Raw genomic sequence first — 23686 nt, 5'->3', positions numbered from 1 at the left:
TACTCAGCTGTACGCCGCGTCGCCGCGGACCACCGCGACGAGGCGGGCCTCGCGGTCGTCGCGGACCGCGCTGACCAGCAGCAGGTCCGCGACCGCGCAGCCGGTGGCGAACGCGCCCCGGCCGGAGAGCGACAGGGCGTCGCCGGTCGCGGTGGCCGTCAGGGTGGCGCGCGGGTTGCCGACCGCGGCCACGAAGCGCCCGCCGGCGGCGGCCTCCCGCCGCAGGGAGCGGGCCAGGTCGGCGTTGTCGTACAGCGCGGCCCGCCACAGGTGCAGGTAGTGGTAGCCGAGGAGGTGGCCGATCGAGGCGTCGCCCGCCGCGACGATCCGCGTGACGGCGTGCGCAGTGCGAGCGGTCGCCGGTGCCTCCGACGGGTTCGTCAGGAGCCTTCCGGTGTGATCGCGGGACGCTGGAGCCGGCGGTGCAGGACGAGCACGATCGCGGGCAGCAGCAGGCACTGGGCGGCGATCGCCACCCAGAATCCGGGGAGCAGCCCGGCGGACTCGAACACCTGGTACGTCCCCCCGCCGACGAGCCCGCTCAGCGACGCGCCGGTGCCCTCGGCCAGCCGCTGCTGGCCGAAGACGACCGCCGGGGAGCGGGGTGTGCGCGCGAGCGCCTCCAGGACGTTCTTGAGGAAGAGCACCGAATTGCCCGCACCGATGACGGCGATCCCGGCGGCGATCGAGATCTCGTTCCCGCCGGTGAAGGCGAGCGCGCCGGCGGCCAGGCCGCCGAAGCCGAGCGCCATCGCGTGCTCGTACCGCATCCGCTCGACCCGGCGCGTGACCAGGGGCTGCAACACGACGAGCAGCAGCGAATAGCCCATCATGGCCGATCCGAAGAACACGGTGGGCACCCGGCCCTCCGCGTAGGAGGAGAGGAACTGGTAGAAGTTCATGTGCAGGTAGAGGGTCAGGGCGGTGACCGCGAACGGCAGGACCGCGAGGCCGCCCAGGGCCCGGCGCAGCGGCTCGACCACCTCGCGGTCGTCGCGGGTCTCCCGGGGCAGGAGGGCGTGCCCGACCGTGAGCGTCGCGTGCAGCGCGACGGCGACGGCGAACATCACGCTCGGGTCGTGGATGAACGGGGCCCCCAGCACCGGCCCGACCGCGACCCCGGTGTTGCCGGCGGCGTAGGTCGCCGACACCACCCGCGGCCGCTCGTCCGGGCCCGTGCCGTGCACCAGGTAGCCGCGGACGCTCGGCGTGTACAGCGCGGTCGCCGCCGACCGCAGGAAGAGCGCCGCGACCGTCACCGCGGGCCAGGCCCCGCCAGCGAGGAACCCCAGCGATCCGAACGTCTGCAACGCCATGGCCAGCAGCAGGGACCGCTGGAGCCCGAGGCGTTCCGCGAGCGCCGCGCCGGGCAGTCCCCCGGCCAGCTGCGTGAGCGTGGCCAGCCCGAGGACGACGCCGACCTGCTCCATGCCGAGGCCCATCCGCTCGCGGAGCAGGACCGCGAGGTAGGGGTACACGGAGAAGCTGATGACGTTGACGAGCAGCGCGCTCCCGAGCAGGGCGAACTGGACGCCGCTGAACGAGCGGACCCCGCCCGGCGTCACGCGGGCCGCGCCTTGCCGCCCCGGACGGCGGCGGTGCACGCGGCCGCCGCGCGGTCGAGCAGTTCGGGATGGAGCAGACGCGCTGACCCCGTGCGGTCCCGGGCCGGGACACCCTCGCCCGGGGCCGCGTCGGCGTCTCGCTCCTGAGCGACATCCCGGGAAAAGCGCGACACGGCTGCAAAGCGCGACAGGTCACGATTTGATCCGGCGTTAGTCGCCGGCGGTGACGGTGATGATGGCGACGCGTCCGGACGACCCGTCCGGGCGGTGTCCCATCGAATTCGTGACGACTCCTTCTGAAAGGAGAGAACAGTGTCGGACCTGCCGCATCCGGAGAGCCAGGAATCCGAAGGCCGCCTGAAACGGGGCGACCCTGAATGGTCGCTTGAGGGAAAGGTCGCCTTGGTCGCATCGGCCAGCCGCGGGATTGGACGGGCCATAGCCGAGGAGCTCTCTCGCCGCGGTGCCCGAGTAGCGATCACCGGCCGCAAGGCCCCGGCCCTTGAACAGGCCGCGAAGGAGATCGAGGAGCAGACCGGCAACCCGGTGCTGGCGGCGACGGCCCACAGCCGCAAGGAAGAGGAACGGCGCGCCGCCGTGGACGTGACCATCGGCGCGTTCGGGCGACTCGACATGCTGGTGTACAACACCGGAATCAACCCTCCCGGCACCACCCCGGCCATCGAACTCGATCTCAATTCCTTCCGCCGGATGTTCGACACCAACGTACTAGGAGCCCTCGGTTACGCCCAGCTCGCCTGGCAGGCATGGATGGCGGAGCACGGCGGGTCCATCCTCATGATCACCACTGTGGGGGCCGCGGGCTCGGTTCGCCTGGCGGGCTACAGCGCCACCAAGGCCGCGCTCCAACGGCTCACCCTCGACCTGGCCGACCAGCTGGCGCCCAAGGTACGCGTCAACGCCCTCGCCCCGGCCTTCGTCCAGACCTCGTTCATGGACTCGGTGACCGAACAGCCGTCCTCCACGATCGCCGCCAGCTACCCCATGAGGCGGGTCGGCGAGGCTTCCGACGTCGCCCACGCGGCGGCGTTCCTGCTGTCTCCCCAAGCGTCGTGGATCACGGGGGCCGTGCTCCCCGTCGACGGCGGCAAGAGCGTCGCCCCCGTCACCCATGACCGACCGCATCCCCCTGTGGACCACCCCATCCACTGATCCAATTCTGATGGCCCCTGGATATGTCAGGCCCTCCTCCGGCCCCGATCGCCCCAGCCCTTTTCTCTCGTCACAGGAAACTGTTCGAGACTGAAAAGTGGTTACCTGTCTGGAAATGGGGTACAGGGCGGGCAACTTTCAATTCATGACGCCTGAGCGCATCGCCTCCCGCCCAGACGGGATCATCAATGGGCACCTCACGTACACCGAACCGAGCCCTGCGGGGACTCCTGAGCCGGACGGGCTGGACCGAGGACCAGCTGGCCCGCCACATCAACACCCTGGCCGCCGAGACCGGGCTGATCCTGCGCCTGGACCGCCGCTCGGTCGCGCACTGGCTGGCCGGGCGCCGCCCCCGTCCGCCGGTGCCCGGTCTGATCGTCGAGGCCTTCACCCGCGGCCTGGGACACGCGCTCACCCTGGACGACGTCGGCCTCGGTCCGCGTGCTCGGGCGCCGAGGGACCTGGGCGCGTCCGGCGGGCGCGGACCCACCGGTCCGAGGGCCGGTTCCGTCCCCCCGCGCGACGCGGCGACCACGCTGGCGCGCCTGGCGCAGGTGGAGGACCACCGCCGGCAGACCGGGCCCGGCGCCGTCTACAGCCTGGCCGCCCTGACCGTTCCCAGCTGGAACCAGGCCATCGCCCGGCGACCGCGTCCACTGCCGGACGCGCGGTCGTCGCCGCCGTGGGGGCCGGGCCCGGTCGTCGCCGCCGAGCACATGGCCTGGGTGTTCTCCGACCTCGACATCACGTTCGGCGGCGGGCACTCCCGCACGGCCCTGGCCCACTACCTGGCCCACCAGGTGATGCCGCACCTGCGCGCCCGCTTCGGCCCGGCGCTGCGCCGCCGCCTGCTGGCGACCACGACGCAGATGGTCTACCTGTGCGGCTTCATGTGCTTCGACAACCAGCAGCACGCGCTGGCACAGCGCTACTACCGGATAGCGCTGGACATGGCGACCGAGAACAACGACCCGGGCGCCTACGCCAGCACTCTGCGGGCGATGTCGGTCCAGGCCTACGACCTGAGCCACCACCAGCACGCGCTCACGCTCGCCGAGGCCGCCGCCACCACCAGCCGTGCCCTTCCCCCCGTACGTCAGGCGTTCCTCTACGGGCAGGTCGCGGTCGCCAGCGCCGCCACCGGAGCCCGGACCGACGCGTTATCGGCCCTCCGCACAGCCGAGCGCCACCTCGAAAAGGCCACCTCCCGTGCCGCGCCCAGCACCGATGACGCTGCCCCGCCGGGGCCCTATCACGCGGCCCCGATGGGGCACTACCACCCGGCAGCACTGGCCTGCCAGGAGGCGGCGGTGCGCGCACTGCTCGGCGACTGCGCCGGCGCCGGCGCGGCGCTGGCGGCCTCGCTGCGCCTGCGCCCGGTCGTCGAACGGCGCTCCCGCGCCATCACCACCGCCCACCTCGCCGAACTCCAGCTTCAGCGCGGCCACCTGGAACAGGCCACCCGCACCTGGCACGCTTTCCTCGACGACGTCCCCCACCTGAACTGCGGACGCGTGACCGTCGCCCTCAACACCCTGCGTTCCAGACTCCAGCCCCACGCGACGCATGCGGCCGCCAAGAACCTGCTGGCACGCGCCGCCGCCCTCTAGGGCCCCGGCGGCGGGCTGCCTCGCGGCTGTGAAGGGGCCGCGTGGCGTTTGTGGTGGTCAGCACCGGGCATGGCGGCCCTGTCCCCCGGGTGGCCGTGATCAAGCCGATCACCGGCCAAGACAGAGAGGTGGGACGAGCATGGCCGACGACACGTTGAAGGGCGAGGCCGCACAACCGGCCGATCCCGCAGTGGCCACCTTCGTCAGCGCGGTCAACGCCGGCGACCAGGAAGCCTTCTTCGCCGCGCTGACGCCGGACGCCACAATGTCCGACGACGGGACCGAGCGCGACCTGCGGAGCTGGGCGGACCGCGAGATCTTTTCCTCCGACGGGCACATGGACGTGGAAGACGTCTCGCCCGACGGTCGCGTCCTGACGGCCACGTACACCAACTCGACCTATGGCAGCATGCGAACCCGGTGGGCCTTCACCGTCACCGACGGCCATGTCAGCCGTTTCGAGACCGGCCAAGCCTGACCGGCGGCGATGAGGCGGAGCGGACTCCACCCCGCCGAACCGCCCTCGCGAGGACGCCGCGATGTCGACGCCCGCTGATCCCATACTCGGCTCATGTGCGGGTACCGCAGGTAAAGCCGGGCTCGCCCCAAGGCTGACGGCAGGAGACCGACGGCAGGAGACGACGCCCCCATCCGGCGACGTTGGCGCATCTCTGTCTCCGCGCGTCGCGCGGGGCCGGGGAGGGAGAGATCATGCCGCGATCGGGATCCGCCTCGACGGAGACCCGCCAGTACGAGGAGCCCGCCGTCGTGCTGGGAGCCGGGATCGCCGGGCTGGCAGCGGCGGCGGTGCTCGCCGATCACTTCCCCGCGGTGCTGGTGGTGGAACGCGACTCGCTTTCCGATGAACCCTCGGTCCGGCGCGGTGTTCCCCAGGGGGCGCACTTACACGGCTTCACCGTCGGCGGGCGCGGGGCGCTGGAGGAGATGCTGCCCGGCTTCGGCGAGGAGCTCGTCCGGGCGGGCGCCCAGTCCTTCGACTTCGCGGTCGACCTTCCCATCCGGTCACACCTCGGATGGGGAATCCGGTTCCCCTCAGACCTGTGGTTCGTGTGTGCGAGCAGACCGCTCACCGAGCATGTCCTGCGGCGCAGGATCGCCCAGCATCCACGGGTGACGATGCTGACCGGGGTTCAGGTGACCGGGCTGACCCGTGAGGGCCCCCGCGTGAACGGCGTCACCGTACGCCCCGCGCACGGCGGCCGGACCAGCGCCTTGCCGGTCGGGCTCGTGGTGGACGCCATGGGGCGCGGCTCCCGGTGCGCGCGCTGGCTGGAGCAGGCGGGATTCCCGTCGCCGACCGAAGAGCACATCGACCCCCACACCACGTACGCCACCCGCGTCTACCGCCGCCCGGACGTCCCGCCCTACAGCTGGCAGGGCTGCTATCTCCAGGTCGGCCCCGGGCAGCCGCGGGGAGGCATGCTCCTGCCCATCGAGGGCGGCCGTTGGATGGCCACCCTCGTCGGCCTCGGCGCCCGGTCGCCCTCCAAGGAGGAGGCGGACTGGTTGCCGTTCGCCCGAAGCCTGGCCAGCCCCGTCCTCGCCGAGAACCTGTCGCACGCCGAGCCCCTCACCCCCGTCGCGGTCAGCCATTCCACGACGACCTGGCGCCGGCACCTGCACGCCTTACGCGGCCAGCCCGATAATCTCGTCTGTGTCGGAGACACGAGCGTGTGCTTCAACCCGATCTACGGGCAAGGCATGTCGGTGGCGATATTCACCGCACGCTATCTGGGCGAATGCCTCGACAGGACGCCGCTCAGCACCGGCTTCGCCCACCGGTTCCACCGGGGGGTGCGATCCCTCACGCGTGACCCCTGGCTGATCGGCAGTGCGGCGGACCTGCGGTACGAGTCGACCACCGGGCCCGGGCGCCGCCTGCACCACCGCGCCGCGATGCGCTACTTCGACCGGGTCCTGGAGGCAGGGGTCCGGGACCCCTTGGTCCAGTTGGCCTTCCTGCGGGTGTTCAACATGCTCGCGCCGGTGTCGAGTCTTCTCTCACCCGCCGTCGCCCGGCGTGTGCTCGGCGGCCGCGCGCCCGGACGGCGGCCCGCCGACGCGCCCCCTCCCGTCACCGCGCGGTAGGCGCGTGGTGGACCGGTCGAGTATCCGCCGTTGAGAAATCGGCCCTGCCACCGCTGGAAGTTGGAAGAGCCCGCTGTTCGCAGGCCGCCATGCGGCTCATCCAGGAGACGGTTCGCCGCGGTCGCAGGGAAGTCGTTCTATTCCGTGAATGATGCCCGAGTAGTAGTGCACCGGCGCCTCCGTCGCGTGGATATCGGGCGCCCGGGTGAGCAGTTCCCGGTAGAAGGCCCTGACCTCGCGCCTGGCGAGGTGGGCGCCGAGGCAATGGTGCGGGCTGGGGGCGCCGAAGCTGAGGTGGGGGTTGGGGTCGCGGGTGATGTCGAACGCCTCGGGCCGGTCGAAGGCCTCCTCGTCGCGGTTGCCGGAGACGTAGAAGAGGATGATCCGGTCTCCGACGTGGAAGGTGTGACCGCTCACGGTGGCCTCCTGGAGGACGTTGCGGCGCATCCAGGTACCGGGAGTGGCGTGGCGGACGGCCTCCTCGACGGCTCCGGGCATCCGTTCGTCCAGGTTGGCGAGCAGAAGGTGCCTCTGGTCGGGGTTGTCGGTCAGGAGCGTGAGCATGTGGGCGAGCGTGCTGCGGACGGTGTCGTTCCCTCCCACCATGAGGATGCGCAGGTACGCCCCGAGTTCGTTGGTGGTCAGGGGTTTTCCGTTGATACTGGCCTGGGCGAGGGTGGTCGCCACGTCGTCGGTCGGGTTCTCCCGGCGCAGGCGGGCGAGGTCGCCCATGAGGGTGTTGAAGTAGGCCATCGCCTCCTGCACGGCGGCCTGGCCGGTCCGGTCGGTGCTGTCCCCGATCTCGGTGACGATGTCGACCGCCTTCACCACGTCGTCGTAGGCGGAGGCCGGAACGCCGACGATGGCGCAGATGACGCGGAGCGGCACCTGCACGGCGGCTTCGGCGACGAAGTCGCAGGGCGCCTTCTCCAGGAGTTCGGTGGTGACGCTCTGCACCGTGCCGTCGATCAGCTCGTCGCAGCGGCGGATGCCGCTCGGGTTGAAGGCGCGACTGGTCAGGCGCCGCATGTCCGTGTGGCGGGGCGGGTCCATGTGGAGCAGGGATCCCTCGGCGTCCTTGTCGAAGGCGGGTGGGAGGTCCTGCAGCGTGCCGGCGGGGCTGGAGCCGAAGATGTCCGCGTGCCGGGAGACCTCGGCGATGTCCGCGTGCCGGGTGAGGGCGTAGAAGCCGTAGGGGGCGTCGTCCCCGCGGGGCGGCTGGTAGGGGAAGTAGGCGGGCTCCTTCGCTGCCCGCAACCGGGCGAAGAACGCGTCGCGCTCGGCGGCGGGCCGTTTCCAGAACGCCGGGTACAGGGGGTTGTCGATCATGTCCTTGTCGTCGGTCCGGGGCATCGAGCTCACCTGGAATCACCTCGCGTTCAGGGGCCACATGTAGGACGGGGTGTCGGCCGGCATCGGTCCGCCGACTCCAGCCCAGAGGATGAACCACAGCAGATAGGCGAAGACCGCGACGTTCGCCGCCCCGATCGCCGCCAGTACCCGGGTCAGGTTCCCGGCGCGGGAGGAGGAGGCGAGTTCGGCGCCGCGATAGATCCAGGGGGTGACGCCGCGGGTCCGCTCCAGGTACCGCATCAGCACGAACGGGGTGGTGAAGGCCGAGGCGACGAAGACCGCGGGCAGGGGGACGTTGTACCAGTGGCCCGCGAAGAGGGTCACGGGCCGCCATGCGTGGGCGTGGGAGTAGACGCCGGTGTTGAGCCAGGCGCTCTCGATGACGAAGTCGGTGACGAGGCCGGCGACGAAGACGGCGATCACCAGGCGGCGCCAGGTCAGGTTGGGGAACCGAGCGGCGATCCTGTTGCCCATCCACGCCTGGAGCCACACCCACAGGATGAGGAGACCGAAGGAGATCCAGGTGACGGCGATGGGGGCCTCGATCTGGAACTCCCGGTGCGGGGGGTCCCAGCCGGGGATGTAGGGGCCCCAGGAGTTGACGTGCACGAGGTGCTGGTTCACCACGAGGGCGGTCTCCCGGTAGTTGAACAGCGGGCTCTGCCAGGACGAGAGAACGAGGCCGAGGAACAGGCCCGCGTCGAGCGTGAGGCTTCTGCGGCGGCGGCAGTCGCGGGTCAGGTACACGACGGTGCCGATCGCGATGACGACCAGGCCCGCCTGAATAGTCCAGATGGTGGCGGTGCGGGCGGAGGAGATGCTGTCGCCGGAGTACCGGGGAGACCGCACGCCGGCGGCGGCCCAGCGAACCAGGACCCACGCCTGGACCAGCAGCGCGGCGACGCCGACGAGGGCGCACCAGAAGGCCGGGGTCGTGGAGAGGCGGCGGGTGCGGACCGTTTCGTCCACCGCGCCGGAGAGTTCGCTTTTCATTGAGAGGTGTCCTTTTCTCCTTCGTCCGGTCGGCCGTGCAAGAGGTCGATGAAGCTGCCCGCGGCACGGGGGTCGGTCCACTTGTTCGCGATGCGCATCAGTTCGGCCACGTGCGCGGTGAGCGGGAGCGGAGCTCCTTCGGCGCGGGCAGAGGCCAGCGCGGAGTCGAGGTCCTTGACCAGGTCTTCGAGGGACCCGATGGCCTGGTCGTGCGAGGAGAGCATCAGCGGCAGGTAGTGCCGGAAGAGGGCGCTGTCGGCGAAACCGCCGGCCAGGCCCTCGAGGAGGCGCTCGGGCGGTATGCCGGACGCCTCGGCGAGGACGCCGGCCTCGGCGTAGCCCCAGCTGCTGGTGGCGACGATGACCTGGTTGCACAGCTTCGTGGCCTGCCCGGCGCCGACCGGCCCAATGAGGGTGATCTGGTCGGCGTAGGACTTCAGGACGGGGCGGGCCCGGTCGAGGTCCGCTCCGCTGCCGCCGGCCATGACCGTCAGGGTGCCGCGTTCGGCGGCGGGCGTGCCGCCGGTGACCGGGGCGTCCAGCCAGGAGATGCCGTTGGCGGTGAACAGCCGGTCGGCGATGGCGCGGGTGTCGCCGGGAGCGATACTGGAGTGGTCGACGACGAGTTGCCCGCGCGCGGGGGCGGTGAGGAGGCCGTTCGGCCCCAGGGCGACGGCGGAGACCGCCTCGCGGTCGGTGACGCACATGGCGATGACGTCGCACGCGCCCGCGACGTCCGCCGGAGTGGCCGCGACCTGGGCGCCGGCGGCGCACAGCGCTTCGGTTCTGCGCGGCGTGCGGTTCCACACGGTGAGCGGGAAGCCCGCGTCCAGGACGCGGTGGGCGATCCTGCTCCCCAGCACGCCCAGGCCGATGAATCCGACGCGTTCCGCGGGACGGGGCGTGGGCGCGTCAACGGACATCCTGGCCCTCGATCTGGCGGCGGAGGCTCGCCCTGTCCCAGTGGGACCGCTCCCAGGCGAACAGGCCGTCGGCGGTGAAGCGGAAGGCGCTCATGCCCTGCTTGGCGAACCGGCTGCCCGGCTTCACGTCCGTGCTGAGCTCGGTGAAGGTGCCCTGGGCCACGCCGGACAGCTCCCACATGACGGCGGCGTGCCCGTCGCCTTCCAGGTGCGCGAGAAGCGTGAGCTTCTCATCCCCCATCGCCTGGAACCAGCGGGAGGCGGCCTCGCGGATATCGTGCTCTCCGCGGGTCACCGTGCCCATGGCGATGTCCTCCACGACCGCGTCCGCGGCGAAGCAGGCGACGAAGCTGTTCACATCGCCGTTGGAGATGGCATCGGCCCATTTCTGAAACGTGGCCGCGTGCTGGTCGCGAATCTGCTGCTGAGTCATCGAGGTCCTCTCCATTGGTGGCTCTCTTCCTTTCACCGGGTCAGGGCGGGGCGGGTGGTGGACACGGCGGTGAGCAGGCGGTCGATGTCCGCCAGGTCGGGCGTGGCCGCGGCGACGGCGACATAGCCGTCAGGGCGGATGAGAACGCACTCCTCCCTGGGTCCGGAGACGTGCTCGTGGGTGGCGACGGGGTGCGAGCGGGCTAGCCGCCCGGCCCGCACGGCGAGCGTGGACTGCTCCGCGGGCCCCTTGCTGACCAGCCGGTACGAGCTGGACACGACTTCGGACCGGGCCCAGGCGGGAGCCGGACGCCCCACCGTCGCGGCCGGCGACAGGCGCCCCGGACGGCGAGCGCGCCCGGGCGCCGGGCTGCCCAGCGTCGTGTTGGGGTAGGCGGTCTTCTGCCCGGCGAGCTTCGCCGTGTACCAACCCTGAACGGCCGGAATGCCCTGCACGCTCTTCAGCAGAATGTCGCGGACGCCGTTCCATGGGGGGCGGAGCAGGGCGACGCGGGTCACCGCGCCCGTCATGTGCAGGATCTGCCGGGCCGCGGAGCGGCGCTCGACACCGTAGGTGTCGAGGATGCCCGGATGGAGCCGTCCGCCAAGAACACCGGCGAGCTTCCAGCCGAGGTTCCGGGCGTCCTGCATGCCGAGGTTCGCGCCCTGGCCGCCGACGGGGTAATGGGAATGCGCCGCGTCTCCGAGGAGGAAGACCCGGTCGACCCTCATATCGTGGACGAGGAACTCCTCCGAGACGAAGTGCGTCAGCAGCGTCAGGTCGCTGATCTTCGGATCGTGGTGGTAGCGCTGCTGGAGGAGCGCCTGCACCGCGTCCTCGGTCGGGTCGCCGGTGTCGGTGACGTTGCCGGAGACCCGGTAGATGTCGCCGGGCAGCGGCGCGACCACCAGCCCTCCCCTGGCGGTGAGGACGTACTCGACGTCGCTCCCGGTGGGCGCGGGGGTGAGGTTTCCCTCGGCGAGGAGGAACCGGGACCTGGCCTGGGTCCGGGTGGTGCCGACGCCGAGCAGGGCGCGGACGGTGGAGTGCGCCCCGTCCGCGCCGATCAGCCACGGCGCGGCCAGCGTCCTGGACTCTCCATCACCGCCGGTGACCTGCGCCGTGACCTCGTCGGGGCCCTGGACGAGGCCGGTGACCCGGGCCGGGCGTTCGACCGTCCCGCCCAGGGCGTTGAGTGCTTGTTCCAGCAGCCGGTCGGTGTGGTGCTGGGGAAGGATCAGGGGGGTGGTGTCGCCGGCGAACCGGAATCTGGCGAGGCGTCCCTTCGCGGTGCTGTAGGTGAACGCCTCGGGCCGGATGCCGAGTTCGAGGGCTTCGTCGAGAACCCCGTGGTCGCGCAGAATGGCGAGCTGCGGCGGCCAGAGCATGATGGACCGGGATCCGGTCGCGGCCTGCGGATGGGCGTCCACGACGCGCACGGTGGCGCCGTGCCGCAGGAGCTCGCAGGCGGCCGTCAGCCCGCAGGGTCCGGCGCCGACGATGAGGACCTGCGCGCTGTCCATCGGTCACTCCTCCTCCTTGATCGGGGGCAGTCGGTCGGTCAGCAGCTCGGCGAGAGCGGCCGGGGTGGGGTGCGTCCACAGGGCCGTGGTGGGCAGTTCGATGTCGAGCTCGTGGGCGATGCGGTTGCGGAGCTGGATCCCGAGGAGCGAGTCCAGCCCCAGGGCCACGAACGGGGTCCGGGCGTCCACGGCGTCCTCGGCGGAGCGCAGGACGGCCGCGGTCTGGTGGATGATCCGCTCGTGGAGGAGCTCGGTGCGGCGGGCGGGATCGGTGCAGGCGTTCCAGTCGGCGAGGAAGGTGCCGGCCTCCTCGCCGGCACCGCGGCCGTGCGGCATCGCCGCGTAGTAGGTGAGCTGGGCCGCGCCCGGGTGCAGGTTCAGGCGCAGTTCCAGATCGGGAGGCGAGTAGACGGTGCGGGCGCGGGAGGAACGCCTGAAGATCTTCTCCATCGCGTCCATGCCCTCGGAGGGGGCGATCAGGGTGTAGCCGAGGGCTTCGAGCTCGATGGCCCGCCCGACCTCGCCCCACGGCCCCCACACGATGCTGGCGGCGGGGAGACCCTGGGAGCGCCTCCAGGAGGTGAACTCGTCCAGCCAGGAGTTCGCCGCCGCGTAGCAGGTCTGCCCGGGCTGGCCGATGACGGCGGCGACGGAGGTGAAGGAGATCCACCAGTCCACGGGAAGGTCCTTCGTCGCCTCGTGGAGGTTCCACGCCCCGAGGGCCTTGGAGTCCCAGACGCGTTGGAGCTGGGAGGCGTCGATGTTGTCGAGGACGGCGTCCTCGACGACGGCGGCGGCGTGGACGACACCGCGCAGCGGGTGGCCGGTGGACGCGGCGGCTTCGGTGAGGCGGACGGCGGTACGCGGATCGGCGATGTCGGCCAGGACGACGCGGACCCGCACACCGCGGGAGGTGAGCTCGTCGATGACCTGCCTGGCGCGCTCGTTCGGCTCGGAGCGGCCGCCGAGCACGATGGCCCGGGCCCCGCGGTCGGCGAGCCAGTTCGCCACGAGCAGGCCGAGCCCGCCCAGCCCGCCGGTGATGACGTAGGAGCTGTCGGGCCTGGTCGGCCGCACGTCCTTCGGATCGACCGGCAGGACGGCGCTCCCCTCGGTGGGCCAGGTCAGTCCGAGGTTGCCGATGTGCTGTGCGGAGGCCATGGTCTGGAACACCTCGGAGGCCTCGGACACGGGGGCGAGGGCCATGGGCAGTGCTGGAAGCCTGCCGGTGGCGTACTCGTGGGCGATCTCCTGGGTGAGCGTGCCGATGAGCTCCGGTTCCGTTCGCATGAGCAGGGCGATGTCGACGCTGCTGAAGGTGATGTTGCGGCGGAAGGGCAGCAGCCCGAGCCGGGTGTTCTCGTAGATGTCGCGCTTGCCGATCTCGATGAAGCGGCCCTGCCGGGCGAGCAGGTCCAGGCCGGCGGCCTGTGCGGGCCCGGTGAGGGAGTTGAGGACGACGTCCAGACCGCGTCCCCCGGTGATCTGCCGAACCTGCTCGGCGAAGTCGAGGCTGCGGGAGTCCATCACGTGCGAGATCCCGAGCGAGTGCAGGTACTGGCGCTTGGCGTCCGTGCCGGCGGTGGCCAGGACCTCCGCCCCGAGACGGCGGGCGACGTTGACCGCGGCGAGCCCGACGCCGCCGGTCGCGGAATGGATCAGCACGCAGTCGTCCTCACCGAGCCGGCCGAGGTGGCGCAGCCCGTACCAGGCGGTGAGGTAGGCGATCGGCAGTCCCGCGGCGTGACCGAGCTCCTCTCCCCCGATGAGGGGGATCGCCCAGTCGGCGCGGACCGTGACGCGGGAGCACATCAGCGTGGCGTCGTCGTCCGTCCACGCGTCCGGCACGGCCACCAGGTCCCCGACGGCGGGGCGCTCGACGCCGGGGCCGACGGCGGCGACGGTGCCGGCGCCGTCGAAGACCACCGGCTGGGCGGAGTCGATGTCGGTGTGCAGCCGGTCGAAGGTGCCGACGGCCTTGAGGACGTTGACGAAGTTCAGGCTCGTGGAGCGCATCTGGACCTGGATCTCGCCCGGTCCGGGCGGCCGGGGGGCCAGTGCGGTCAACACCAGGTCGTCGAGGGTCCTGGTCGGGCCGCGCAGCAGTGCCGCGCCCTCGGAGGCCCAGTCGACGGGGCGCCGGACCCGGTCCTCGGGACCGAGCGGGTCGTGCTTCAGCCGGGCGAGGTGGCGGACGTGGTCACGGTGGGCGATGTCGTCGTCGGTCTCGGGGCAGGTCAGCAGCTCCAGTGCGAGCTCCTGCGGGGTCGTCGCGCCGTCGGTGTCGAGGTGGACGGGGCGCAGCGCCGACTGTTCCAGGGCCAGAACGCGCAGCGCGCCGCGAAGGCCGGCCGCGGCGAGGTCCGGGACGTCGTCGGGCAGGACGTGCTGGGCGTTGCGGGTGATGACCCACAGGCGCGGCACCGGCTGGTCGCCGCGGTCGGCGCGGTCGGCACGGTCGGCACGGTCGGCACGGTCGGCGACGGTCTGCGCGAGACGGGTCAGTTGCAGGACGTTGGTGCGGGCGCGGACCGCGGCACCGGGTGCGTCGTTGCGGGAGGGCAGGTAGACGACGGCGCGTACGGGCTCGCCCAGGTCCGGGGTGGTGACGGTGGCCATGGGATGCAGGACGGCTTCGGCGCCGTGCGCTTCGAGGGCCGCCTTCAGGTCCCGCGCCTCGTCGGTGCGGTCGGCCTCGTGGCACAGGTTCCAGCGGCCCGTGGCGGTCACCTCGCCCGGGGCGGGGCTCTCCTGCCAGGTCACCGTGAGGGTGCGCTCGTCGAAGAGGTCCTCGGCGGCCTGGAGGGGCACGTTGACGCACTCGATGGCGTCGGCCTCGGCGAGGACGGTCCCGGCGCCGTCCGTCAGGACGCAGCGGGCGGTGCAGGACCGGTCGCCGACGTCGGAGAGCCGCACGTGGCAGTGGGCCGCGGCGGCGGTGTCGCCCTGGACCCTGACCCTCCCGAGGCGGCGCGGGAGCATCCCGCCCGGTGGAACGTCATGCGAGGCCAACCAGGTGCTCGCGACGGCCTGGAGGCAGATGTCGAGGAGGATCGGATGGAAGTGGAGGGCGGGCGCTCCGCCGCGTCCGTCCGACGGCAGCTCGACATCGGCCAGAGCGGACGGGGTGTGCTGGTCCTGAAGCAGGCGCAGGCGCCGGATGCCCGCGAACGCCGGTCCGTGGGTGACGCCGCGGTCCTCCCTCATCCGCCGGTAGAGCTCGTCCGGTTCGACGTCGGTGGCGGGCGCGTCGAGGAGCGAGGCGATGTCCACGACCTGGGGCGGGTCGGGGGTGATGTGGTGCAGCTTCGCGCTCGCGTAAGGCTCGGCGGCGCCGTCCGGGTCGAGCGCGATCACCGCCCAGGTGGCGTCCCCGGGGTCGAGGGCGGTCGCGGTGATGGTCACCTCGCGCCCTTCGCCGAGGGGCATCATGCGGTCGAGGTGGAGGTCGCGGACCTCGACCTCGACCGGATCGGCGCCGAACACCTCCGTGGCGCAGGCGATGGCCATCTCCGTGTAGGCCGCGCCGGGGAGCACGGGGACGTCGTTGACGCGGTGCTCGTCCAGCCACGGCAGGGTGGTGCGGGTGATCGTCGTCTGCCACAGATGGCGGCGGGCGCCGTCCGGATCCGTCACGTGCGCGCCGGTCAGGGGGTGGGCGTCGCGACCGGCGGCGAGCGGCGTCCCCTCGCGCAGCGGCGGCGGGTCGATGGCGTGCCGGGTGCGCTCCCAGCTCATGCCGGGCGCGTCGGCGAGCTCGCCCGTCCCGTAGTGGGCGTGCCAGTCGACCCGGTAGCCGATGCAGTGCAGCGCCGCCACCTGGGTGAGGAAGCCGACGCGCTCGTCGACGTCGCGGTACAGCGAGCCGGTGACGTCGGCGGGCTCCCCGCCGAGGGCGCCGACGGTGGCGTGCACGGCATGGGCGAGGACGGGATGCGGGCTGATCTCCAGGAAGCGGCGGTGGCCGTCCTCGGCGGCGGCCTCGATCGCGGAGGCGAGGAGGACGGGCCGGCGCTGGTTGGCGGCCCAGTACTCCGCGTCGAGCGGCACGTCGCGGCGAGCGTCCTCGAACACGCTGGTGTAGAAGCTCACGGCCGGCGGCCGGGGGTCCAGGTCGGCGAGGGCGTCGCGCAACTCCTCCAGGATGGGGTCCATGTGCGCGGTGTGGGCGGCGATGTCGACGTTGATGAACGTCGCCGCGATGTCCTCCTCCTCGCAGCACTGGACCAGCCGTTCGACGGCGGCCGCGTCCCCTCCGACCACGGTCTCCTGCGGGGAGGCGACGACGGCGACGCTCACGCCCTCGACGCCGCTCTGTTCGATCTTCGCCTCGGCGTCGGCGCGGGAGAGCGCGACGAAGGCCATGCGGCCGATGCCCGCGGCGCGCATGTTCAGCCGCGAGCGGCGGCAGATGACGCGGGCCCCCTCCTCCAGGGTGAGGGCGCCGGAGGTGACCGCCGCGGCCACCTCCCCCATGGAGTGGCCGATCACCGCGACCGGCCGCACGCCGTAGTCGGCCCACATGGCGCACAGCGCGACCTGGACGGCGAAGATGGTGGGCTGCACCCGGTCCATCCCCTGGACGAGCTCGGTGCCGGCCAGGGTCTCCCGGAGGGAGAACCCGGACTCCTCGGCGACGAGTGGTTCGAGCTGGTCGATGAGACGGGTGAACGTCTGGTTCTGGTCCAGCAGGTTCCGGCACATGCCGGCCCATTGGGAGCCGTGTCCGGAGAACAGGAACACCGCGTCGTCGGCCTGCTTGACGGTGCCGATCGCGATTCCGGTGCCGTCGGCGCGCTCCTCGGCGGCCTCGGTGAGCCGGCCGATGAGCTCCTCTCGCGTCGAGGCGACAACGGCGAGGCGCTCGCGCAGGTGGGACCGTCGCAGGGCGAGGGTGTGAGCGACGTCCAGCAGAGGGACGTCCGCACCGTACCCGGTGAGCCAGTCCGCGAGGCGGCGCGCCGCGATGGCGACCGCCGGACGGCTCGCGGCCGAGAGCAGGAACGCCATCGGCTCGGCGCCATCGGCGCCGGTGGCCTCCTGCCGCTCCCGGTCGGGGCCCGCGTCGAGACGGTGCCGGACAGGGACGGCCGGGGGCTGCTCGACGACCACATGGATGTTGGCGCCGGTGACGCTGAGGGAGGAGACCACGGCGAGGCGGGAGCTCTTCCCCTCCGGCCACGGAGCGGTCTCGGTGGGGACGAACAGCCGTGTCCCTTCGGGGGCGATCTGGGGGTTCCACTCGCTGAAGTGCAGATTCGGGGGGATCTGTCCTCGGTTGACCGCGAGCAGCGCCTTGAGGAGCCCGGCGAGGCCGGCCACGGGCTCGGTGTGCCCGATGTTCGTCTTGATCGATCCGAGCGCGCACCTGCCGCCGCCACCGCCGTAGATCTGGGCGACGGCGTAGAACTCCAGCGGGTCGCCGACCGCGGTCCCGGTGCCGTGGGCTTCCACCAGGCCGACGTCGTCGGCGGTGACGGCCGCGGCGCGCAGGGCCCTGCGGCACACCTCGATCTGCGCGTCACTGGAGGGGGCGGTCAGGCGGGTGGAGCGGCGGCCGTTCTGGTTGACCGCGGAGCCGCGGATCACACCGAGGACGCGGTCATGGTCGCGCATGGCGTCCTCAAGGAGTTTGAGGACGAGGACGACGCAGCCCTCGCCGCGCACGTAGCCGTCCGCCCCGGCGTCGAAGGCCCTGGATCTGCCCGTCGGCGAGAAGAACGACCAGCGGGCGGGAGGCACGGACTCCTCGGGGCCGAGGATGAGGCTGGAGGCGCCGGCGAAGGAGAGCTCGGCCTCTCCGTCCCGCAGCCCCTGGCACGCGGCGTGCACGGCGGCGAGCCCGGACGAGCAGCCGGCCTCCAGGGTCATCTGGGGACCTTGCAGATTGAGCAGGAACGCGATGCGGCCGGCGGCCATGGAGTGGAGGCTGGCGTTCACCGCGTAGGCGTCGATCTCCTCGATCGGCCGCTGGGCGCGCAGGAGGTACTCCTTGTTGTAGACGCCGAAGTAGGTGCCGACCGGCTGTCCCGACAGGGAGTGGGGTGGAATTCCCGCGTGCTCGGCGGCCTGCCAGAACGTCTCGGCGAGAAGCCGGTGGTGGGGATCGATCCAGGCGCCTTCGCGGGCGCTGATGCCGAAGAACTCAGGCTCGTAGGCGTAGACGTCCCCATCGAGGAACGCGCCCCACCTCATCCGTTCGGCCACGTCGGCGGGAAGCCCGGAGACCTCCTCCTGCGTCCACCGGTCCTCGGGGATCTCGCGGACGGGGTCGTGCTTGGTGGTGAGCAATCGCCAGAGGGCGTCCGGAGAGTCGACGCCCCCCGGAAGCCGGCATCCTGCCCCGATCACCGCCACGTACTGCTCATTCGGCTGATTCAACTCGGTGCTCCTTGAAGTGCGGTTATTCGGCGATGGCGGTGCTGTAAACCCACGTGTAGACCGATGCCGATCGGCCTTCGATGACCCCGGTGTTGTCGGTTCGCGCGAAATGCTCGTTGCGTCCGCCATGGGTGACGACGACTCTTTCGGAGTCGGCGATGACGCATTCGGTCACGTGGCGGACCTGTTCGAGGGTCGGGGGGCCATCCCGCAGGATGACAAGTCCTGAAATCTCGCTCATCACACCTTTCCTGGCGCTACGATCGATTCGGGCAGGCGGAGCCGCGCGGCGGGCCATATCGACCGGCTCGCGCCGCCGTCTCCCACACCGAACGGGCATTACGCGCCGCGTCGTGCGGCACGCCGTGAAACGCGAAGCCCTAGCCGGCGGCGTCGACGGCCGGCCGGTCTCCCCCGGTGAGACTCCGCCGCGGCTCCGGCCGGGCGGCGCCGCGGGCACCTCCCCGGCCGGGAAGCGCTGCCTCCAGTGACGCTCACATCACCCTCGGCCGCCAGCCCCGGCGAATTGTAATTTGTCGCGCTTATCGTCTCTGTCGCGCATCTCGCCGTGACCTGGGCGATGCCGTTTATCCAGCGCGCCCCGAAAATTCGAGGCATTCCTGCGCCGATCGATCCGGATGGCCTCCGCGAAGTCGGCAGGAAAGCGCGACATACCGCGAAGCGCGACATAGCCAACTGACGTCTTGTGTGTGGAAAAGCGGACGGTGGTGATGACGCGAGAGCATCGAAAGAGCGCGGAGGCGCGAGGAGGGCGAGACGTGTTCGGGAAGCTCGCGGAGCTGGTCCTGCGGCGGCGCACCACCGTCCTGGTTCTCGCCCTGCTGCTGGCGGTGGCGGGAGCGGCGGCCGGCGCCACGCTCTTCGACAGGTTGAAGGGCGGCGGGCTCGACGACAGGGGAGCCGAGTCCGGCCGGGCGGCGCGGGTTCTGGAGAAGGATCTCGGGCAGCCCCCGCCCAATCTGACACTGCTGGTGACGGCCCCTCACGGGGTGGATGAGCGGTCGGCGGCCGCCGCCGGCGCCGCTCTGAGCAGGCGGCTGGCGGCCGAGCCGGGGATCTCCGATTCGGCCTCGTACTGGACCGGCGGCAAGCCGCCGCAGCTGCGCAGCAAGGACGGCCGGAAGGCGCTGGTCCTGGCGACCATCCGCGGCGACGACACGGCCGTGGACAACCGCCTGGCCGAACTGGCGCCCAGGTACACCGGCACCCGCGATGGTCTGGAGGTCAAGGCCGGCGGGACCGCGATGCTCCAGCACGAGATGGTGCGGCAGAGCGAGAAGGACATGGTCAGAGGTGAGCTGGTCGCCTTCCCGCTGACGCTGGTGCTGCTCGTCCTCGTCTTCGGCAGCGTCGTGGCGGCAACGCTGCCGCTGATCGTCGCCGTGGTCACCATACTGGTGACGATGGGCGTGCTGTGGGGCCTGGCCGGCCTCACCGACGTGTCCGTCCTGGCGGCGAGCGTGGGCACCCTGCTCGGGCTCGGGCTGGCGATCGACTACAGCCTGCTCGTCGTCAGCCGATACCGCGACGAGCTGCGCGGCGGCCGGCCCCCTTCGGCGGCGATGCGCGCGACGTTGGCCACCGCCGGGCGTACCGTGGTGTTCTCCGCGGTGACCGTGGCCGTGGCGCTCGGGTCGCTGGCCTGGTTCCCGCTGATGACGGCCAGGTCGATAGCGTCCGCGGGCGCCGTCACCGCCCTGCTGGCCGCCTTCACCTCGGTCACCGCCCTGCCCGCCCTCCTGCTGGCACTCGGCCGCCGGATCGAGCGAGGCCGGCTCTGGCGCCGCGGCGCCGGCACGGCGAACGCCGACGGAAGCAGCGCCCAAGACCGTTTCTGGCACGCGCTCACCGGGTTCGTCATGCGCCGACCGGTCGCGGTGGCCGCCCTGGTGACCTCGCTGCTGCTCCTGCTCGGCGCTCCGTTCCTGGGGATCAAGGTGGCGATGCCGGACGAGCGGGTGATGCCGCGGTCCGCGTCGTCCCGGCAGGTCTCGGAGGTGGTGGCCCACGAGTTCGAATCCGGGGAGCAGTCCGCGGTCCAGGTCGTCGTCCCCCGCGCGGGCGGCGGACCGCGCGCGGCGGAGACCTACACCGCCCGGCTGTCCCGGTTGCCCAACGTGGCACGCGTGGAGGCCGCCGGAGGCACCTACGTCGGCGGTGCGCGTCTGGTGCCGCCGGGGCCGCGGCACCGGCGGCACGCGACCGGGCAGGCGGCCTACCTGTCGGTGGTCCCCCGCGATGGCGGCACCGATGCCACCGCGCGCCTGGTCGAGGACGTCCGCGCGACCCCCGCGCCGTTCCCCACGCTGGTCGGCGGGACGGCCGCCGTGAGCCGGGACGCCACCACCGCCCTGGTCGACGGGCTGCCGTATGCGGCCCTCACCCTCGTGGCGGCGATGCTGTTCCTGCTGTTCCTGCTGACCCGCAGCGTCCTGCTGCCGATCATCTCGCTGGTGCTCAGTGCGCTCAGCCTCACCGCCACCCTCGGCGCGCTGGTGTGGATCTTCCAGGACGGCCACCTGGCCGGCCTGCTGGGCGGCTTCACCGACACCGGCACCACCGCGGCCAACCTCCCCGTGGCGTTGTTCGCGATCGGCTTCGGGCTGGCCATGGACTACCAGATGTTCCTGCTGTCGCAGATCCGCGAAGAGTACGAGACGACCGGGGACGCCACGAAGGCGGTGACGCTCGGGCTGGCCCGGGCCGGGCGGATCATCACCGCCGCCGCCGTCCTGATCACGGTCGTGTTCCTCGCGTTCAACGTCTCCGAGGTCAGCTATATGAAGGCCTTCGGGACCGGGCTCGCACTGGCGGTCCTCGTGGACTCCACCCTCGTGCGCGGAGCGCTGGTGCCGGCCGCGATGCGGCTGGGAGGTCCGGCCACCTGGTGGTCACCACGGCTCCTACGCCCGATCCGGCCCCACGCCCCCGGACACCCGCGGCACGGCACCCGGTCCGCACCGCCGCACACGCGAACACCGAGATAGTCCGACCACCTACAAGATCCTCAAGGGACCCGAGCACCACGCGACGTGGACCGGCCCCTACCCCACCCGCCGACGACCGTGCTCGTCCCGGGCGGTGGGGCTCAGCGGAGGGTGATGACCACGTTGCCGACCTTCTGGCCCGTCTCGACGTACCGGTAGGCCTCGACGATCTCGTCGAACGGGTACCGCCGGTCGATGAGCGGCTTGTACTTCCCGGAGGCGATCAGCTCGCGGATCTCCCGCATCGCCTCCGCGCGTTCGATCGAGAACGGAAACCGCACCCGCCGGCTCACCAGCGCGAGCAGCAGGTTCTGGCAACCGCGCCCGGGCTCGGACGACAGGTAGACCCCGCCCGGTTTGAGCAGCCCCTTGCAGCGGCCGAACGTGCTCCGGCCCACCGCGTCGAACACCGCGTCGTGGATCGGCCCCTCGGCGGTGAAGTCGTCCTCCAGATAGTCGACGACCCGATCCGCCCCGAGCCCCCGTACCAGCTCCACGTGCTCGGTCCCGCACACCGCCGTCACCTGGACGTCCATCGCCTTGAGCAGTTGGACGGCCGCCGAGCCGATCCCTCCGGTGGCCCCGTAGACCAGGACGTGCTGCCCGGCGGCCACCTTCGCCGAGCGGATGAACGCCAGCGCGTAGTGCGACCCCTCGGTCCCCGGAGCGACCTCCTCGAACGAGAGGCCGTCCGGAATGGTCGCCATCATCCGCTGCTCCGGCACCGCGACGTACTCGGCGTGCGTCCCGAAGGGCCCCTCGTTGTACCCGAAGACCCGGTCCCCCACCGCGAACCGCTCGGCGCGCTCGCCGACCGCCTCCACAACGCCCGCGAACTCGGTGCCGAGCACCGTCCGCCGTGGTCGCCGAAGCCCCGTCGCCGCCCTCATGACGAACGGCCGGGCGGCCCGGTAGGCGCAGTCCGTCCGGTTGACGGTCGTCGCGTGCACCCTGACCAGGACGTCGCCGTCCCCTAACACCGGCTCGTCCACCTCGGCGACCCGGACCACGTCCGGCGGCCCGTACCTGGCATGCACCGCAGCCCTCATGCGCCGACCATACGCTCGGCGGTGCGCGTTCATCACTCCCTTGCGTCAACCGCGGCGGCGCCGTCGGTCCTGTCGGCGAGCTTGAGCCAGACGACACCGGCGATGATGACGCCGAGCCACAGGGACCGGGCGAGGGTGAGGCTCTCGTCGAAGAAGACGGGCCCCAGCACCGCCGCCCCGACCGCCCCGATTCCCGCCCAGACGGCATAGCCGATCCCGACGTCGATGGTGCGCAGCGCGACGCTCAACGCCCACAGCGTCAGAAGGAAGAAGACGATGGCGACGAGCGACCAGGACAGGACGGTGAAGCCCTGGCTGCCGCCGACCGAGAGCGCGTAGGCGATCTCGAAGCCTCCGGCCAGGAGGAGCACGAGCCAGGCGTTGGTTCCGGAGAGACGGGAGGAGAACATGGTCATGGGTCCTTTCGATGAGGGTGAACGGGTACGGCGGTGAGGGTCAGGCGGCGCCGCTGAGCTGGAGGCCGACGACCCCGGCGATGACGACGGCGATGCCCAGCGCCTTGCGCCAGGTGAGGCGCTGGCCGAACAGCAGGGCCCCGAGGATCGTGATGCCGACGCCCGCGACCGAGGTCCACAGCGCGTATCCGACGCCGACGTCGAACGTCAGCAGGGCCCGGCTGAGGGAGTAGGTGGCGAGCGCGCCGCTGAGGAGGGTGACGGCCGTCCACCTGCGGTCGGTGAAGCCCTCCGCCTTCCCCGCCGCGAGCGCGACGGCGATCTCGAACACGACGGCGACGGCCAGGTAGAGCCAGTGCATGGTGCCTCCTCGATGGGCTTGCATGCTTGTACATGCAAGTAAGCACGGGCCGCGAACGTCCGGTGGGCGACCGCGGGAACGACAAGAGCTTGCATGTACATGTAAGTTGTTGTCAACCCGCTACCCGAGGAGGACGCCATGGCCGCTTCCCCCAGCGTGACCCAGCGCACCTTCGAGCAGGCCGCCTGGAACCGCGTACTCGTCGTCCACGCGCACGTGGAGCGCGAGTTGAGCGTGGCGCTGCAACGGCGGCACGCGATCGGCCTGTCGGAGTTCCGCTCCCTGGAGCACCTGCACGGGTCCGAGAACAGCGAACTGCGCATGCAGGACCTGGCCGAGAAGGTGGGCCTGAACCAGTCGTCGGTGACCCGTCTGGTGGGACGACTGGAAACGGCGGGGTTCGCCTACAAGGACCTGTGCCCGTCCGACAAGCGGGGCGTCTACGCCGTCATCACGGACGAAGGGCGCCGGCGCTACGAAGCCGCGCGCGCCACCTACGCGGAGGTCCTCTCCTCGGCACTCGACGCTCTCGCCGCCGACCCCGAACTCGGCCCCACGGTGCATTCCCTGCGCAGCCCTCAGGCCTGACGCGACGCCCGAACCGGTGACGCTCGGACCGGGACGGCGATCGTCGCGGGCGGCCGACCGATTTTACCTATATCTCGATCTTGGAAAATCCCGACACACGGCGGCCCGCAATTCATCGCCATTCATATATGGCGGGCGGCCGACCGAGAGCCGATCTTCCCAAGCTCTCGAACAGCACAGCCACCTTGAGTCCGGGCG

18 protein-coding genes are annotated in these 23686 nt (G+C 71.6%); 6 read left to right on the top strand and 12 right to left on the bottom strand.

Annotated elements, in window-relative coordinates:
• Nucleotides 1–3 precede the first annotated feature (3 nt).
• On the bottom strand, nucleotides 4–459 hold the full coding sequence (locus K2F47_RS19470) for an acyl-CoA dehydrogenase family protein (RefSeq protein WP_242905734.1): 456 nt from the start codon (nucleotides 457–459) through the stop codon (nucleotides 4–6).
• Entirely contained in the window at nucleotides 381–1565 is a 1185-nt protein-coding gene (locus K2F47_RS19465; protein WP_242905732.1) for an MFS transporter, read from the bottom strand. The genes K2F47_RS19470 and K2F47_RS19465 overlap by 79 nt, the downstream gene beginning before the upstream one ends.
• 312 nt (nucleotides 1566–1877) lie before the next feature.
• Between K2F47_RS19465 and K2F47_RS19460 the strand changes: the two genes are divergently transcribed.
• From K2F47_RS19460 to K2F47_RS19445, 4 genes are all read left to right on the top strand, one after another.
• Complete coding sequence (locus K2F47_RS19460) at nucleotides 1878–2738, top strand: SDR family oxidoreductase (RefSeq protein WP_242905730.1); 861 nt, start codon at nucleotides 1878–1880, stop codon at nucleotides 2736–2738.
• Nucleotides 2739–2926: 188 nt separating this feature from the next.
• Complete coding sequence (locus K2F47_RS19455) at nucleotides 2927–4351, top strand: NsdA family TPR-like regulatory protein (protein ID WP_242905729.1); 1425 nt, start codon at nucleotides 2927–2929, stop codon at nucleotides 4349–4351.
• A gap of 139 nt (nucleotides 4352–4490) precedes the next feature.
• The gene (locus K2F47_RS19450) at nucleotides 4491–4829 is read left to right on the top strand and encodes a nuclear transport factor 2 family protein (protein ID WP_242905728.1); all 339 of its coding nucleotides are present in this window, start codon (nucleotides 4491–4493) and stop codon (nucleotides 4827–4829) included.
• A 233-nt stretch (nucleotides 4830–5062) separates the two neighbouring features.
• The gene (locus tag K2F47_RS19445) at nucleotides 5063–6460 is read left to right on the top strand and encodes an NAD(P)/FAD-dependent oxidoreductase (protein ID WP_242905727.1); all 1398 of its coding nucleotides are present in this window, start codon (nucleotides 5063–5065) and stop codon (nucleotides 6458–6460) included.
• A 96-nt stretch (nucleotides 6461–6556) separates the two neighbouring features.
• On the opposite strand, the gene K2F47_RS19440 is transcribed toward K2F47_RS19445, so the two are convergent.
• Genes K2F47_RS19440 through K2F47_RS19410 form a run of 7 tightly spaced genes read right to left on the bottom strand, consistent with a single transcriptional unit; the run spans nucleotide 6557 to nucleotide 18307 of the window.
• Nucleotides 6557–7813, bottom strand: a complete 1257-nt coding sequence (locus K2F47_RS19440; RefSeq protein WP_242906014.1) for a cytochrome P450 — start codon at nucleotides 7811–7813, stop codon at nucleotides 6557–6559.
• Between the two features lie 15 nt (nucleotides 7814–7828).
• The gene (locus tag K2F47_RS19435) at nucleotides 7829–8806 is read right to left on the bottom strand and encodes a spirocyclase AveC family protein (protein WP_242905725.1); all 978 of its coding nucleotides are present in this window, start codon (nucleotides 8804–8806) and stop codon (nucleotides 7829–7831) included.
• Entirely contained in the window at nucleotides 8803–9729 is a 927-nt protein-coding gene (locus K2F47_RS19430) for an NAD(P)-dependent oxidoreductase (RefSeq protein WP_242905724.1), read from the bottom strand. The genes K2F47_RS19435 and K2F47_RS19430 overlap by 4 nt, the downstream gene beginning before the upstream one ends.
• A complete protein-coding gene (locus K2F47_RS19425; protein ID WP_242905723.1) occupies nucleotides 9719–10162 on the bottom strand; it encodes a nuclear transport factor 2 family protein in 444 nt (147 codons plus the stop codon). Before K2F47_RS19425 ends, K2F47_RS19430 begins: the two co-directional genes overlap by 11 nt.
• A gap of 32 nt (nucleotides 10163–10194) precedes the next feature.
• On the bottom strand, nucleotides 10195–11685 hold the full coding sequence (locus K2F47_RS19420) for an FAD-dependent oxidoreductase (protein ID WP_242905722.1): 1491 nt from the start codon (nucleotides 11683–11685) through the stop codon (nucleotides 10195–10197).
• Nucleotides 11686–11688: 3 nt separating this feature from the next.
• Nucleotides 11689–18066 carry a type I polyketide synthase gene (locus tag K2F47_RS19415; protein ID WP_242905721.1) on the bottom strand — a complete coding sequence of 2126 codons (6378 nt, stop codon included), beginning with the start codon at nucleotides 18064–18066 and terminating at the stop codon, nucleotides 11689–11691.
• Between the two features lie 22 nt (nucleotides 18067–18088).
• Entirely contained in the window at nucleotides 18089–18307 is a 219-nt protein-coding gene (locus tag K2F47_RS19410; protein WP_242905719.1) for a DUF5988 family protein, read from the bottom strand.
• Nucleotides 18308–18845: 538 nt separating this feature from the next.
• On the opposite strand from K2F47_RS19410, the gene K2F47_RS19405 reads away from it, so the two are divergent.
• Nucleotides 18846–21074 carry an MMPL family transporter gene (locus K2F47_RS19405; RefSeq protein ID WP_242905717.1) on the top strand — a complete coding sequence of 743 codons (2229 nt, stop codon included), beginning with the start codon at nucleotides 18846–18848 and terminating at the stop codon, nucleotides 21072–21074.
• 101 nt (nucleotides 21075–21175) lie between these two features.
• Here the strand turns inward: K2F47_RS19405 and K2F47_RS19400 are convergent, their stop codons facing one another.
• The 3 genes from K2F47_RS19400 to K2F47_RS19390 are packed head-to-tail and all read right to left on the bottom strand — an operon-like array spanning nucleotide 21176 to nucleotide 22900.
• On the bottom strand, nucleotides 21176–22123 hold the full coding sequence (locus K2F47_RS19400; RefSeq protein ID WP_242905716.1) for an NAD(P)-dependent alcohol dehydrogenase: 948 nt from the start codon (nucleotides 22121–22123) through the stop codon (nucleotides 21176–21178).
• Nucleotides 22124–22155: 32 nt separating this feature from the next.
• A complete protein-coding gene (locus K2F47_RS19395) occupies nucleotides 22156–22533 on the bottom strand; it encodes a DMT family transporter (RefSeq protein WP_242905714.1) in 378 nt (125 codons plus the stop codon).
• A gap of 46 nt (nucleotides 22534–22579) precedes the next feature.
• The gene (locus K2F47_RS19390; RefSeq protein WP_242905713.1) at nucleotides 22580–22900 is read right to left on the bottom strand and encodes a DMT family transporter; all 321 of its coding nucleotides are present in this window, start codon (nucleotides 22898–22900) and stop codon (nucleotides 22580–22582) included.
• A gap of 138 nt (nucleotides 22901–23038) precedes the next feature.
• On the opposite strand from K2F47_RS19390, the gene K2F47_RS19385 reads away from it, so the two are divergent.
• On the top strand, nucleotides 23039–23488 hold the full coding sequence (locus K2F47_RS19385) for a MarR family winged helix-turn-helix transcriptional regulator (RefSeq protein WP_242905712.1): 450 nt from the start codon (nucleotides 23039–23041) through the stop codon (nucleotides 23486–23488).
• Nucleotides 23489–23686: the final 198 nt, after the last annotated feature.

The organism is Actinomadura terrae, assembly GCF_022751215.1.
Lineage (GTDB): Bacteria > Actinomycetota > Actinomycetes > Streptosporangiales > Streptosporangiaceae > Spirillospora > Spirillospora terrae.
This window is presented reverse-complemented; position numbering and strand designations above follow the sequence as displayed.